At 50.8% G+C, this 14,041-nt stretch carries 14 protein-coding genes; all 14 read right to left on the bottom strand.

What is annotated here, in order from left to right; translation table 11 throughout:
* Position 1: 1 nt before the first annotated feature.
* The 14 genes from ACFQZG_RS07410 to ACFQZG_RS07345 all read right to left on the bottom strand — a co-directional run bounded on the left by ACFQZG_RS07410 (position 2) and on the right by ACFQZG_RS07345 (position 14,002).
* Positions 2-1,174 carry a glycosyltransferase gene (locus ACFQZG_RS07410; RefSeq protein WP_378150958.1) on the bottom strand — a complete coding sequence of 391 codons (1,173 nt, stop codon included), beginning with the start codon at positions 1,172-1,174 and terminating at the stop codon, positions 2-4.
* A 26-nt stretch (positions 1,175-1,200) separates the two neighbouring features.
* Positions 1,201-2,565 (bottom strand): flippase, encoded by a 1,365-nt coding sequence (locus ACFQZG_RS07405; protein WP_378150957.1) that lies wholly within the window; start codon positions 2,563-2,565, stop codon positions 1,201-1,203.
* Positions 2,566-2,611: 46 nt separating this feature from the next.
* Entirely contained in the window at positions 2,612-3,601 is a 990-nt protein-coding gene (gene gmd / locus ACFQZG_RS07400) for a GDP-mannose 4,6-dehydratase (protein WP_378150955.1), read from the bottom strand.
* A 10-nt stretch (positions 3,602-3,611) separates the two neighbouring features.
* Complete coding sequence (locus ACFQZG_RS07395; protein WP_378150953.1) at positions 3,612-4,565, bottom strand: GDP-L-fucose synthase family protein; 954 nt, start codon at positions 4,563-4,565, stop codon at positions 3,612-3,614.
* 14 nt (positions 4,566-4,579) lie between these two features.
* The gene (locus tag ACFQZG_RS07390) at positions 4,580-5,257 is read right to left on the bottom strand and encodes a sugar transferase (protein WP_378150951.1); all 678 of its coding nucleotides are present in this window, start codon (positions 5,255-5,257) and stop codon (positions 4,580-4,582) included.
* Between the two features lie 17 nt (positions 5,258-5,274).
* Positions 5,275-6,168: a UTP--glucose-1-phosphate uridylyltransferase GalU gene (gene galU, locus ACFQZG_RS07385; protein ID WP_378150949.1), complete on the bottom strand. Its 894-nt coding sequence runs from the start codon at positions 6,166-6,168 to the stop codon at positions 5,275-5,277.
* A gap of 173 nt (positions 6,169-6,341) precedes the next feature.
* Positions 6,342-7,013 (bottom strand): CpsD/CapB family tyrosine-protein kinase, encoded by a 672-nt coding sequence (locus tag ACFQZG_RS07380; RefSeq protein WP_378150947.1) that lies wholly within the window; start codon positions 7,011-7,013, stop codon positions 6,342-6,344.
* A complete protein-coding gene (locus ACFQZG_RS07375) occupies positions 6,994-7,737 on the bottom strand; it encodes a YveK family protein (RefSeq protein WP_378150945.1) in 744 nt (247 codons plus the stop codon). The genes ACFQZG_RS07380 and ACFQZG_RS07375 overlap by 20 nt, the downstream gene beginning before the upstream one ends.
* Before the next feature lie 210 nt (positions 7,738-7,947).
* Positions 7,948-9,606, bottom strand: coding sequence for a glycosyl hydrolase family 28-related protein (locus tag ACFQZG_RS07370; RefSeq protein WP_378150943.1), 1,659 nt, complete (start codon positions 9,604-9,606; stop codon positions 7,948-7,950).
* A gap of 84 nt (positions 9,607-9,690) precedes the next feature.
* Complete coding sequence (locus ACFQZG_RS07365; protein ID WP_378150941.1) at positions 9,691-10,116, bottom strand: divergent PAP2 family protein; 426 nt, start codon at positions 10,114-10,116, stop codon at positions 9,691-9,693.
* A gap of 21 nt (positions 10,117-10,137) precedes the next feature.
* Positions 10,138-11,652 (bottom strand): hypothetical protein, encoded by a 1,515-nt coding sequence (locus tag ACFQZG_RS07360; RefSeq protein WP_378150939.1) that lies wholly within the window; start codon positions 11,650-11,652, stop codon positions 10,138-10,140.
* 143 nt (positions 11,653-11,795) lie between these two features.
* Positions 11,796-12,152, bottom strand: a complete 357-nt coding sequence (locus ACFQZG_RS07355) for a DMT family transporter (protein WP_378150937.1) — start codon at positions 12,150-12,152, stop codon at positions 11,796-11,798.
* A gap of 26 nt (positions 12,153-12,178) precedes the next feature.
* Complete coding sequence (locus ACFQZG_RS07350) at positions 12,179-13,078, bottom strand: decaprenyl-phosphate phosphoribosyltransferase (RefSeq protein WP_378150935.1); 900 nt, start codon at positions 13,076-13,078, stop codon at positions 12,179-12,181.
* 141 nt (positions 13,079-13,219) lie between these two features.
* Positions 13,220-14,002 (bottom strand): tyrosine-protein phosphatase, encoded by a 783-nt coding sequence (locus ACFQZG_RS07345; RefSeq protein WP_378150933.1) that lies wholly within the window; start codon positions 14,000-14,002, stop codon positions 13,220-13,222.
* Positions 14,003-14,041: the final 39 nt, after the last annotated feature.

Raw genomic sequence — 14,041 nt, 5'->3', positions numbered from 1 at the left:
CTCAAGTAGCGTTAGTACTATCCTTCATCAGGGCAGCGATGAGCCCTTTCCCGACTAGCGCCGGCGTCAGCTTGTCTCTAAGCGATCGCGTCAACGCCAATTTGTGTTCGCTGCGCCCATCGGCGACCTCGCCAATAGCCTTGTCTATCGCTGCGGCCAATTGTTTGGGATCGTCCTTCTCGTAGATGTAGAAGGCCCCCTCGCTGAACGCTCTCATATTGCCTACGTTCGAGGATACGATAAGCCGATCGGTCGCCAAGTAATCGAAAATTTTGGACGGAAACGACGCGAATGCGAAGTCGATCGTCTCGCGTTGCGTATTGATCAGAATATCCGCCTCGCGCATATGCCTCTTCGCGCTTTCGTAATCCAGATAACCCAAATAGCGAATGCGGGGATCTGCATCCGCGTTTAGTATCTTCGCCAGCGGGCCTCGTCCGGTAATGACCAGCGAGAAGGACTCGCGGGTATACTTCAACGCCTCCACGAGAACGTCGATTCCCCGTTCATGGTCTAACCCTCCGGAATACATGAGGACGATATCGTCCCCTTTCGCCTTATCCCGCTTCGCTGCTAGACTATGATCTAGCATGGCCGGATTCGCGAGGCCTCGGAATACGTAGAACGGCTTAGGTTCGACTCTCGGAACGAGATCGGGAGAAACAAGTATGGCTCCATCGATTTTGTTCTTCACGAAAGATTCGATCTTATTGATCACCTTCCGCTTCCCTTTCATCCCCGGCATCGCGAAATAACCGTCCTCGTAATCTAGGATGATCTTGATTCCGAGCAGCAGCTTGCACAAATAAGCGACGACCGCGACTTCCGGCTTATAGTTCCAGAAGATCAGGTAATCGATTTTGCTTGCCCGATGCAGCTTGAATACGCGATAACACATGCTCGCGATCGACGTTATGATATTCAGCAACGGTAAATCGAAGATCCCGGCATAGTGCAAATCCTGATTCAACTCGCTGCGGAATCCTCGATGCCACCTGAACGACCGGTTGTTCGTTAAGCCGCTGGAAAGCATTCTCACGCGATGGCCGTTCGTCTCGATGGCGGCTTTGACCTGATCGATTTTGTTATTCGCCGCCTGGGAGAAGGTGCTTTCGTTGCCTCTCCTTTCGATCGCGTCGGCTAGCATATAGTTATTCAAGTAGAGCACGTTCATGGCCGGAGTCCTTCCTTCCGAGATTCCTATTCGGTTACCGGAATTTTCCGGCCTTTGTTTCTTCGTAGCCAATCGAACACGATCGATAAAGCAAACGCTCTAAGAATCATTCCCGTCGAGATCCTTGTTTGTTTGAAGAAGCTAAGAAATACGATATGACAGAAGAACTGGGTGACAAGAGAAGCCGTTGCCGCGCCGTATATGCCCATGACCGGAATCAGCGCCATATTCAATAGCACGTTAACCAGCGCTCCCGCCACAGCATAAAGCACGGTATACTTCTGCAGGTTCTCCGAGACCAGCCAGATCATCCTTGCGGCGCCGAGCGTCGTGAAAGTTCCCGCCCATACGCTGATCGATAGAACGCCAGCCGCATCCGAGTACGTCGGACCGTACAAAAAATGAATGATGAAGGACGAACACAACGTAATGAACGTACAAGCGATTATGCCGATCCAAGTAACGAGAGCATATAACGCCTCCAGCGTCCGCCTATAGTTTGCCTCGTCGTTCGCGCTCTTGTATCGCATAATGATCGGTTGAAGCGACGTTATGATCGCCATCGGAACGAAGAACCACAATTCGGCCATTCGAACGGCTACGGAATAAATGCCGAGTTGAGCCTTGTCGGACAGCATCGAACCGATCATGACTTGGTCTATTCGTAAGTACAAGCTTCCAAGAAACCCAGTCAAGGCAATATACCAGCATTGGGATATCAACCTTTTGGCATAGCTATAACTGAACCGCAACGGGCTTCTGGTCGACGACTTGAAGAACGCGACCGACAGTAACGCTCCGATCATTAGCGCATCAAGAATGAACAACATGGCATACACGTACACGGAAGCATGGAACGCAACGAAGACGGTCACCTTCAGAACGGAAGTTACGCAGTAGACGACGATTCGAATTTTCGCCGATATTCTCGACTTCTGATGCGAGGTCGTCCAGCATTCGATAATCTCGAATGCCCTGAACACGATGCCGATCGATAGAATGAGCACCAGCAGCCGGATGGCCATATCCGCCGGCGAGACCACGAAAATAAGCCCGTTACCCAACAGGGTAAGAGCTATGCCTCCAACGATCCTCATCACGAATCCGGTCCACAGTACGGTTCCTTCTTCTTTCGGTTTGTCGATGAGATCCTTCACGACGATCGTGTCCATACCGAGCGTCGCGAAGAAGGAGAACAACGACAAAATCGAGAAGGCAAAGCTGAATTCTCCGAAGCTCTTCGGACCTAAGTACCTTGCCGTAATCGCGCTGACGAATAATCCGAGCAGCAACGTAATTACGTTCTGTCCGACGATCCAGCCGCTGTTCTCAAGAAATTTTTTGACCGCGCTTCTTTCTCTGACAAATTGGAGTATGTTGCTTATTCGCATATCATTCCCGCCGTTTCCCTTGCGCTAGGTCCAACCGAAGTTCCCGTTAATGCGATGCGACCATCTTAAACCGCTCTTCGAGCTGAACTCGTTCCAGATCGGAGTCGACCATCATATGAATCAATTCCCGGAAATCGACCTTCAGCTCCCAGCCTAACTTGGCTTTTGCTTTGGAGCAGTCGCCGATGAGGAGATCCACTTCCGCGGGTCTCACGAGCATCGGATCGATAACGACGTACTCTTCGTAATTTAAGCCCACGTGGGAGAAAGCCACTTCGAGAAGCTCGCGGACGGAGTAGGTTTGCCCCGTCGAGATGACGTAATCGTCCGGTTCGTCCTGTTGAAGCATCAGCCACATCGCTTTGACGTAGTCTCCCGCGAATCCCCAATCCCGCCTTGAATCCAAGTTCCCCATTCGAAGCTCGTTCTGCAGCCCGAGCTTGATTCTGGCGACGCCGTCGGTTACCTTCCTGGTTACGAACTCCAATCCTCTGCGAGGGGATTCGTGATTGAACAAGATTCCCGAGCACGCGAACATATCGAAGCTCTCCCGGTAGTTCACCGTCATCCAATGACCGTATACCTTGGAAACTCCGTAAGGGCTTCTCGGATAGTGCGGCGTTTTCTCCGTCTGAGGGATCTCTAGCACTTTACCGTACATTTCGCTGCTGGAAGCTTGATAGAACCGAGCTTGCGGTTTCACGATACGCACGGCTTCGAGCATATTCGTTACGCCGATCGCGGTAAGCTCGCCGGTCGTGATCGGCTGCGGCCAAGACGTTCCGACGTAGGATTGGGCAGCCAGGTTATATACCTCGTCCGGCTGCGAGATCTGCACCGCCCGGATCAACGAGCTAAGGTCGGACAAGTCGCCTTCGAGAATCTCGATCTTGTTCAATATCTTCTCGATATTGCCGTAGTTATAAGTGCTGGCTCTCCTGCGCAAGCCGAACACGCGATAGCCCTTCTCCAGCAGGAACTCCGCCAGATAGGACCCGTCTTGTCCCGTAATTCCCGTAATGAGCGCTCTCTTCATACGAAACCTCCTAATAGAGTTGTGCGTGATTCAATTGGGGCTGTTGGCTGACGTACCATTGATAGGTGTTCTCGATGCCTTCGCGAAGCGGAATGCTGGAGCGCCACCCGAGCCCGTTCAGCTTCCCGACGTCCAGCAGCTTGCGCGGAGTGCCGTCAGGATAGTCGGCGTTGAATTGCAGTTCCCCTTCGTAACCGACTACGGAACGGATCAGTTCGGCCAGTTCTCGAATGGATAGATCTTGCCCGATGCCGATATTAACGATTGACTGACCGTCGTAATGGTTCATTAGATAGAGGCAAGCGTCCGCCAGATCGTCCACGTGCATGAACTCCCGATAGGGCTCGCCGGTCCCCCAAATCTCGACGGAAGGCCATCCGTTTACTTTCGCTTCATGCATTTTTCGAATCAACGCCGGAAGCACGTGGGACGTCACGAGATCGAAATTATCGCGGGGGCCGTACAAATTCGTCGGCATGACGGAAATGAAGTTCGTGGCGTATTGACGGTTATACGCCTGCGCCATTTTGATGCCGGCGATTTTAGCTATCGCATAAGGCTCGTTCGTCGGCTCCAGTTCGCCCGTCAGAAGGCTTTCCTCCCGAATCGGCTGACTTGCGTTCTTCGGATAAATGCAGCTGCTGCCCAAGAATAGCAGTTTCTTCACTCTGGTCCGGTGAGCCGCATCCAGAATATTCGACTGGATAAGCAAGTTATCCCGGATAAAGGGAACCGGATCGTCCCGGTTAGCGATAATTCCTCCTACCTTCGCGGCGGCCAGAAAGACATACTCGATCTCCTCGTTCATGAATAAGTCCAAGACGGAACGATAATCCCTGAGATCGAGCTCCGCTCGGGATCGGAGAAGCAAGTTGTCGAACCCCTCCCTCCTAAGCCTGTTCACGATCGCCGAACCGACCATGCCTCCGTGTCCGGCGACGAATATTTTGCCGCTCTTATTCAAACCACTCCAGCTCCTTAGTAAGCGTCTTTAGCGCGAAAAACCAGCAAGCCGGTTTTCATAATGATCTTCAAATCCATCCACATCGTTCTTTCGGCAATATATCGCATATCCATCGCCACCATCTCGTCGAAGCAGACGCTGCTTCTTCCGCTCACTTGCCAGACTCCCGTACAACCGGGTATGACGGACAGTCTCAACTTCTCGTACGCGGTATATTGCTCGACCTCCCGAGGCAGCGGCGGTCTTGGACCTACCAGACTCATGTCGCCCCTCAGCACGTTTACGAATTGAGGCAGCTCGTCCAGACTGCTTTTGCGCAGCCATTTGCCGCTCCAGGTCACGCGGGGATCGTTCTTCATCTTGAACATCGCTCCGCCTACCTCGTTAAGTCCCATTAGAGATTGCTGAAGCTTGTCCGCATCCGGAATCATGGAACGAAACTTATACATATAAAACGGTTTCCCACGATGTCCTACGCGAATTTGCTTGTAGAATACCGTCCCCTTGGGGTTTTCCCACTTAATTACGACGGCGATCAGAAGGAATACCGGCAACGACAGGACGAGCAGCGCTGAAGTCAGAACGAGGTCCTGAACTCGTTTTCCGAAATTATAGAAAGCTCTTTCCGTTACGACGTTCGCCATGTAATACAGCTTGGAGTCTTTGTCCAGTTCAGCTTCGCGCAAACTCATTCGCGATCAATCCTTGCTCATATAATTTTCATGGAACTTTTGAATTGACCTATGACCTGCTCCAATTCGTCCAGAAGCTTGTAACGCAGCTCTTCGTTCTGAAGCGCGAAATCGATCGTCGTTAATATGTAACCGAGCTTGTCGCCGACGTCGTATCTCTTTCCTTCGAAATGATAGGCGAATACTTCTTCTAGTTCATTTAACCTTTGAATCGCATCGGTCAGTTGGATTTCTCCTCCTGCTCCGATTTGTTGCTTCTCTAGCAAGGGAAAAATTTGCGGGGTCAAGATATATCTCCCCATTACGGCCAAATTGGACGTAACCGTTCCTTTGGCCGGTTTCTCGACCAACTCTCGAACCGTCATTAACCTTCCCGATAAGCTGTCGGGAACGACGATGCCGTATCTTGTCGTTTCCTCCATCGGTACCGGTTGGACGCCGACGATCGATTTTTGGGTCGATTGAAAATGTTGAATCATCTGTTTCAAGCATGGAGTGGGGGCTTGCACGATATCGTCGCCCAGCAATACCGCGAACGGTTCGTCGCCGATGAACTTTCTAGCGCACCAAACCGCGTGTCCAAGACCCAGCGGCTCTCTCTGGCGAATATAGTGAATATCTACCAGATTCGAAGAGTGCTGAACCTCTTCCAGCAGCTTAAACTTGTTTTTCCCGATCAGGTTTTGTTCCAATTCGTAGTGGCTGTCGAAATGATCTTCGATCGCGCGCTTGCCTTTGCCGGTAACGATAATGATCTCCTCGATGCCCGATTGGACCGCTTCTTCGACGATATATTGAATCGTCGGCTTATTGACGATCGGAAGCATTTCTTTGGGCATCGCTTTCGTAGCGGGTAGAAATCTCGTCCCTAATCCAGCGGCCGGTATAATCGCTTTCTTCACTCTTTGCATAGTTCAAGTTCCTCTCTTAGTCATCATGACGTAAGAAATAAGCGGGGCATTTAACCCCCCCTCACGATATACCCTTGACGATTCACGTCTAAGGCAGACAATCTGCCCACGGCATAACCGAGTGCCTACTTTGATAACGGTAGAGTAGACATTACCGAAAGCTTCATATGACATTATTCGTAATAGGCGTAGTCGTCTTTCGATCTCTTCTTGTTGTTGATGACGACGCCGAGAATATTGGCCTTGACCTGTTCCAGCTTGGCAACCGCTTTCTGCGAAGCCTCGCGCTTGACTTTACCGTGACTGGCTACGTATATAACGGCATCGCATTGGGCCGCCAAGCTCTGCGCATCGGAAACCGCCAGCAAAGGCGGCGTATCGATCAGAATGACATCGTAGAGAGATTTCAATTCTTCCAGAAGCAGCTCCGTTCGCGAAGACGCGATCAACTCACCAGGATTCGGCACGCTTGCCCCGGCGGTTATAATCGACAAATTCGGCACGATCGATTCCGTTATCGCTTGCGTTGTTTTGCACTGCCCGTATAGCAGGTTTGAAAGTCCGGTGCGGTTGGATAAGGAGAACAAATGGTGGATGGTCGGTTTTCTTAAATCCGCGTCGATTAATAGCACTTTCTGTTCGATTTGAGCAAATGCGATCGCGAGGTTGCCGATCGTCGTCGATTTGCCTTCGCCGGGAATCGCAGACGTGACGACGATCGTCCGAAGATTGCAATGCTGAGAAGCGAACAAGATGTTCGTTCGTAGCGTTCGATAGCTCTCGGAAATGAAGTGTTTCGAATGGAAGTGGGTGATCAGCTTTTGTCTATTGGTTAATGCCGACATTGATCGAATCGCCTACCTTCACTTTGTGGGTTTTGCTTGCGCTGCCGGGCAAGTCCTTGCGTTCGATCTTGGCGATAACCGCGATCGTCGGCAGATTGAGCACGTCCCGAACATCCTTGTCGTCCTTAAGCGTATCGTCCAGATATTCCAGGAAGAATGCCAATCCCAACGAGAGAAGCAAGCTTAACGCGAACACGAGCGATAGCTTCAGGATCAGTCCGCTGGATACGAGCGAGGATTGATTATTCATCTCCGCGTAACTCAGGATCGTTACGTTATCCACGTTCATGATCAAGGGAATTTCCCTCTTGAATACGTCCGATATGGCGTTTACCAACCGCACCGCTTGTTCGCGGGAGGAGTCCCGTATCGCGATGCTCATGACTTGGGAACCGGTGGAAGACTTGACCTTCACTTCTTCGATCATTTTCTGGACATCCATATGGAATTGCGGATTATCGGCTTTAACCTTCTCCATGATCGCCCGTGTAGCGATAATTTCTTTATAAGTCTGAATAAGCATGATGTTGGAGTTGATGGCATTGGAATCGGGCGCTATCCCTCCGGAGTTGTTGACGACCAGCTTCGTGCTCGCCTCGTAGAGCGGGTCCGAATAGAGATAATCGTACAGCGCGGCGATTCCGCACGATAAACAAACGATCGTTAGGATAAGGGCTAATCTTTTCTTGAATACCTTGATGTAATCCCTGACTTCCAATCCCATAATTCAACCTCCAAACTCGTTTTCGCTACATTACGTATCATTTATATACCTTAATTTAAGATACAATTAGTATCATGTCAAGCAAAATGTTACGATAAAGCGCATTCATCAGTCAAAAAGATACAAAAAGTATTGTTATTGCTCGGCGTATGCGATACCTTTTGTATCTAAACAAAAATAAAAACACCGAGGCGCAACGCCCCGGTGCTTTTAACTTTTGGAAAGCTTCGTCACGCTGAATCTGATGGCTACCGAGGCGGTCGTCGTTCCCGTTACCGTCGCTACTACATCCCCGGTACTTGACGGTCCCGATATAGCGATGTCCCTCGGCGTTAGCGATCCGCCCGCCTTGACCGCATTCCCGAGCGCAAAGGCTCCCGTAGCCGCATAAGTCGACCCTTTAAGGAAGGTAACCAGCGCTGCGCGCGAAATCGTATGATCGTAGCTTCCGTTGCCGCTTGCCATCGCATTGACGATATAGATCCCGCTCGAAGGGAGCTTCAACGTAAGCGTTGCGGTGCCGTTGGAAGTCGTTTTCCAGCTGAATGGAACTTCGTCCCCCACGAAATGGTAACCGGCCGCTACATCGTTAGATAAGCTGCCCCCGGCTATAATCGGAGATACGATCGTGGCGTCCGTCAAAGTCAAATCGTCCATGCGGGTATTCGGTAGCTTCGTCGATACGTCGGCGGACGCTCCCGTACTCAGATGGATAATATCCATGTCCCCGCTAATGCCTGCCTGACTTACGCAGTCGTAGAGCTGAACGTTCTGCGCGATGCTGCTGTTGCTTCCGATGCCGACGATCATGCCGGGCAGCTTAACGCCTTTGCCCAAATAAACGTCGGTATAGTCGATGCCGATTTTACCTACCCGGTTTACGTTGTCCTGATAACCGCAGCTTTCGAAGTTGAAGCTGTCGAACAACGTGTTCTGCACGTTTCCTCCATAGAAGGCATAACGGGGGTTGTAGGATACGAAGAAGCTGAATAGCTGGTTATTATTATTCGGGCGATAATAGCGCGATAGGAAGGAGACCGCGATCGCGCAGATGCCTCGGTAAGGGATAATCGTGGCGACTGAGGAAGGTTGAAGCGGCGCGCTTAATCTCGTCGTGTTATTGACGGTCTTGAAGAAATACGTATCGAAAAACTTATCGATGGCTTGCTCGGCTTGGCCGAACACTCGCTGATAAATGAACGTGATTTTATTGAAGTAGTTTTTATCCGCCCAGCCTCCGCCTTCCGCATAGTTATCGTCTCGCTGCGTCCATTGGCCCCCGACCAGCACTAACGTGCCGCATCCATGGGCGAACAATTCCTCGAAGTGGCAACGTTCCAAACTTTGGGCGTATATGCAGATGCCTGTCCCGTTGAAACTCACGTTGATAAAGCGGCATAACGCGAACGTCGTGTCGAGCCCGGCATATCCGATAAAGGCGTCTTGGATATTGAGATCGGATAACCCGTGATAAAAAGACGCGTCGGTACCGAGCACCGCCAGCATAATCGTTTGATTCAGATCGGCGGCGCCGTACTTGTATTTCCCTTTCAGAATCGTGCTTGATTCTCCGCACCCTTTCAGAATCACGTTAGCTCTCATTTGAATACTATACGGCAGAGAGTATACAGGCTCGGGGCTCATCTGTTTACCGTAACCTGCCGTGACGGTGCCGTCATCGTGCGCGGGAATTTCTGCTTTTCCTTTTACTTTGCCTACTACATAGGTACCCGCAGGGAAGAATACGATGCCCCCGCCGATCTGATAGGCAGCGTCGATCGCCTTCTGGATGGCGTCCGTATCGTCGGTTGCTCCATCGCCTTTGGCTCCGTATTGACTGACGTTAAATACGCCTTTGTCGCTAATCATTTTCATCATTCCTCCTTTGAGATAACATATGTCGTCTCTGCGGGAAATGAACGTCGATTCGCCTTGCGAACGCTAACAACTATACTATTTCGGAAATAATTCGTTGAGAATCGCAGCAACGCCGATAGCGGTAAGTATCCCTCCCGCTACCTCAAGCTTGGTATGCCCCATGCTTTCTCTTAATTTTGCCATGGAGGCACGAAGATCTTGGCTCTTATCGCGAATACGGTTTAAGGCAACCGCATGATAGCCTACCGCCCTACGTATTCCCGTAGCGTCCAGAATAATAATGAACGCGACGGCAATGCCTAGCGCGAACAGCGGACTGTCCGTTCCTTCCCGCAGACCGATCATGAAAGTCGTCGTCATGATAATCGAAGTATGGGTACTCGGAAACCCTCCGTTGCCTATGCGAGACCTTGCTTCCTTGCCGTACCTCAAACGATTGATCGCGTATTTCAAGCTGCCGGACGCGAACCACGCCGCGAAAGGAGCAAATACGTATTCCATTATCAACGCTTCCTCTCCGGATTAGAATCTGAATGCATGCAAATGAGGAACGTAGTCGAGTATGCTTGTCAAATTGTATAGCCCCGTGACGGTCGTCGCCGCGAGCAGCAACCAAGCACCCGCACGTCTATGGTTGCCGAACATCCGAGCATATCCGATTGCTAGAAGAAGTAAATACGACCAAGTAAAATAAGAAGAGTAGAGGATCATAGAATGCTCGACGGCTCCCCACCCGAATAAACCGAGCAGCAAGAAAGAGAAAATCGCCCAATAAGCCGATACCCGCACGGCCTCCTTGTTCCTATTCTTGATCGCGACGACAAGGATGGACAGAAGAATCGACCCGCTCGCCAGCATCATGAACGGATTCGCGGAACCCAGCCTTACCCCCCCTTCCGCGAACGATACGGGAGGCGCGAAGAACATCGTCGGGATGAACGCATAGAATTGTTCGAGCTTATCCAACTGCGTTATCCGATCGCCGTAGGCATAAGCTTGGAGAGAGTTCCATTGCGATCTTATGATGAACAAATCGTAAAGCTGGCCGAAGAACGCAATCGCAACGCAGGTCAGCAACGCAAAGATAAGCGTTCTGCGGAGCTTCGTCGCCCAACCGTCTCGTCCGCGCAACAGAACGAACGGAAACATCGCGAACGATGTGATCAACGAAGTACCCGCCAGAAATAACGGAATCTGCGCCCTTGCGCCGGTAACGATGCAATAGACGAGAACGACAAGCGCAAGCTGTACGACGGCGTATTGCTCCAGCGTCATCGTGAAGATCAGCGAAGAGAACGTGCACAAGTAAAGGACGGCGAATAAATTCGCGTAGCGGGTACTCATCTCTCTTCGTAAAATTCTACCTATTAAGATAGCCGCGACAACGAACATGGCCCCTTGCGCTACGGTGATCAAGAAGGCGAGGAAAGTCGCGAGAGGAAGCTCTCCGCCGATAGATTGCGATATATAGTAGCATAGGGAGGCCAGCGGCGTAGCGACCATCGAAATCGGCTGCGTGACGATGCCGAAGAGCAGATGGCGAAAGTCGTTCTGCGCGTTATTCGGGGAAGAGAACGCATCTCTTGCTTCCATTAGCAGAGAGCTGTCCGTCGTGAACACGACATCATAGATGCTTGAGCCGTCGTCCAGCGGATTAATGAACGCGCTCGTTTTCGTCAGTACGAACGCATTGATGACTAACGAGAATAGGATGAAGGCGACGATCAGCCCCCATTCGAACCGATCTAAGCCTCTGATCGCCGATAAGAGGCGGCCCGCGAATCTCTTGACGATAACCGACCAAACCAGGAAGAAGACGAGTCCTACCGTCACGACGGCTCCGGTCATAAAAACGGGGAAAGCGATTCCCTCGCCGATCGATTCTCTCAGAGGATCGACTACGAATCGGAATTGATAGACGAACGTGTGAACCGAGAGCGCGGTTAACGCCCCGACTGCCGCAACGTGGGGAATGGCTCTATATTCCCGCAGCCGATTGATAATCGTATATTTACCGTAAACGTAATAGGCCGCCACGAACACGATTAGCTCCCCGACGAAGAGCGCCGGAAGCGCATTGTTGTAATTGGGATAAGAATATAAAAACGTAAACGCGGCGCACAAACATGCAAACGCGCTTCTACCAAGTTTAATACTCACGCTGCAGCCCTCGTTCCTTCTTATTGACGGGATACCATGATTACGCCGGCAATGATCGTAAGCAATCCGATAATCTTCCACGTCCCGACGGTTTCGTTAAAGAACAGGAACGCGCACCCGACGACGATTACATAACCAAGGGCAACCATCGGATAGGCATACGATAGTTCCACTCTGGCGACCGCGAATATCCAGACGATCGATGAACAGCCGTAACATAATAATCCGAACAGGATAGGCAGACTGGTCATATAATTCATCAGCATCGCCCCGGCAGACGTTGCCTTCCCGTCATGAGCAATCGTTCCCCATTTGATCGACAGCTGTCCGGCCGCGCCAAGAAATACGGATATAGCGATTAATAGCAGTGGTTTCATGTCGTATCCTCGCATCGTCGCAGGCCTCAGCCGTAGTAGAATAGAATGATCGTTACGATTACCGCGTACAGGCTGACGCTTGCCAGAATGTGCTTGTCCTCCAGCAGTATTTTCTCGGGCTTGCCGCCGGCTTGATGCATATGTATCAAGTACAAGTAACGGAATATTCCGTAGAGAACGATCGGTATCGTCAAGGTTAAATATTCGGAATGACCGGAACTGAAAGTGAACAGCGAATAACATACGATCGTCGCCGCGGTTACGATGCTGTTCATTTGATTCAACAGATCCGCAGAGTAATGCTCCAGCACCTTACGATGAGAGCCTTTGTCTCCTTGCAACATGACAAGCTCGTATCTCCGCTTGCTGATCGCGAGGAAAAGCGATAACAGCAGAATGCATAATAGAAACCATGGAGTCAGCTTAACGTCGATGAGTAGCCCCCCGCCGATCGCCCTTAACACGAATCCGACGGCAATGCACATGATATCGAAAATAACGACGTGCTTCAGCTTGAACGAATAAGCGATATTGAGCAGAAAATACAAGCTCAGTACGATGGCGAACTCCTTGTCCAAATAAAATGAACTAATAAAACTGGACAGCGCGATGACAGTCCCGGCCGCAAGCGCGGCATTCGCGTTAACGGCCCCGGAGGCTAGCGGCCTGAAGCGTTTCTCCGGGTGATTCCGGTCGGCTTCCCTGTCCATGTAATCATTAAGAATGTACACGCAGCCAGACACGAGGCAGAACAGGATAAATGCGCCAAGCGTCTGCAAGAACATTAACGAATCGACGGATCGAATCGAGAAGATTACGGCCGCGAACAGCAACAGATTTTTAGTCCACTGCTTGGGTCTCATAAGCACGAACAATTCGACCAGAAAATGAAGGGGTAATGCGCCGGAGTAGCTTTTACTCTTCACGTCGCTCCTAACGAGCTGAGGAGATTCCACGGGTTCATCGACCTGCCTTATATGTATCGTTATTGGTGGTATGATACAATTCGTATCATGACTTCCTTTAGAATACGATACAATACGTAACATGTCAATTGAAATTCGTCGTTATTTGAAAGCTCTTGGGGAGAATGACCACCAAGGCTTAGACTTTCTCGGCGGCGGAAGCCCCTCATACTCCACGAATTGCCCGTGAACGACTTTATAGGCATTTTCCTGCAGCTTCTTCGTCTCGCCAACGCTTGTTTCAGCCTCAAGTACCCGGAACGCTTCCTCGAGTCTGAATCCTCTGGCGTACGTATCGTGAGCATCGGATCCTAATAGGTGTACCCGACGTTGGCGGGCCATCGCGAGAGCCGCCTCCTTCACTTCCACCCCGAAATGTCCGACGACCGATGGTGCGGTAAGTTGAAAAAGAACGCCTTTATTTATCCATTCATCAAGGCGCTCGGGCATCTTGATGAAAGGTAAATGGCGTTCCGGATGCGCGATAATCGGCGTTAAGCCGCATGCCTGTAATTTCCGAACGGTCTCGAACAGCCTCTTCGGCGTATCCCGTGAAGGCAATTCGATAAGAATATATCTCCCCCAACCAAGCGTCCGGTAAGCATCGGCGTCGCTCGCCTTCATCGCCTTGTCGCTGACGTGCAGCTCTTGCCCGGCATAGACGGTCAGAGCGATTTCTTCTTCAACCAATCGATCGTTTAACTGATCGACCAATTGGACGATCTTATCGGCTTGATTCAAGTAACTTCCCTTCAGGTGATGCGGCGTAGCTACGATTTCCGTAATCCCTTGTCTGACGGCCTCTTTGGCCATCTCCAATGATTGTTTCCAATGATCGGGACCATCGTCGCACATCGGTAGAATATGGCAGTGCGTGTCGATCATTCCCTCAACTCCAATACAAAATGTATCTTTTATTTTAAT

The organism is Cohnella sp. GCM10027633, from assembly GCF_042675445.1.
Taxonomy (GTDB): domain Bacteria; phylum Bacillota; class Bacilli; order Paenibacillales; family Paenibacillaceae; genus Cohnella.
The sequence above is the reverse complement of the archived record's forward strand: the minus strand, read 5'-3'. Positions and strand labels throughout refer to the sequence as shown.

Excerpts from the sequence above, each read along its gene's own strand:
- ACFQZG_RS07410 (WP_378150958.1), bottom strand. The coding sequence starts at position 1,174 with ATGAACGTGCTCTACTTGAATAACTATATGCTAGCCGACGCGATCGAA.
- ACFQZG_RS07375 (WP_378150945.1), bottom strand. The coding sequence starts at position 7,737 with ATGGGATTGGAAGTCAGGGATTACATCAAGGTATTCAAGAAAAGATTA.
- ACFQZG_RS07390 (WP_378150951.1), bottom strand. The coding sequence starts at position 5,257 with ATGAGTTTGCGCGAAGCTGAACTGGACAAAGACTCCAAGCTGTATTAC.
- ACFQZG_RS07370 (WP_378150943.1), bottom strand. The coding sequence starts at position 9,606 with ATGATTAGCGACAAAGGCGTATTTAACGTCAGTCAATACGGAGCCAAA.
- ACFQZG_RS07380 (WP_378150947.1), bottom strand. The coding sequence starts at position 7,013 with ATGTCGGCATTAACCAATAGACAAAAGCTGATCACCCACTTCCATTCG.
- galU (WP_378150949.1), bottom strand. The coding sequence starts at position 6,168 with ATGCAAAGAGTGAAGAAAGCGATTATACCGGCCGCTGGATTAGGGACG.
- ACFQZG_RS07365 (WP_378150941.1), bottom strand. The coding sequence starts at position 10,116 with ATGGAATACGTATTTGCTCCTTTCGCGGCGTGGTTCGCGTCCGGCAGC.
- gmd (WP_378150955.1), bottom strand. The coding sequence starts at position 3,601 with ATGAAGAGAGCGCTCATTACGGGAATTACGGGACAAGACGGGTCCTAT.
- ACFQZG_RS07355 (WP_378150937.1), bottom strand. The coding sequence starts at position 12,152 with ATGAAACCACTGCTATTAATCGCTATATCCGTATTTCTTGGCGCGGCC.
- ACFQZG_RS07405 (WP_378150957.1), bottom strand. The coding sequence starts at position 2,565 with ATGCGAATAAGCAACATACTCCAATTTGTCAGAGAAAGAAGCGCGGTC.
- ACFQZG_RS07345 (WP_378150933.1), bottom strand. The coding sequence starts at position 14,002 with ATGATCGACACGCACTGCCATATTCTACCGATGTGCGACGATGGTCCC.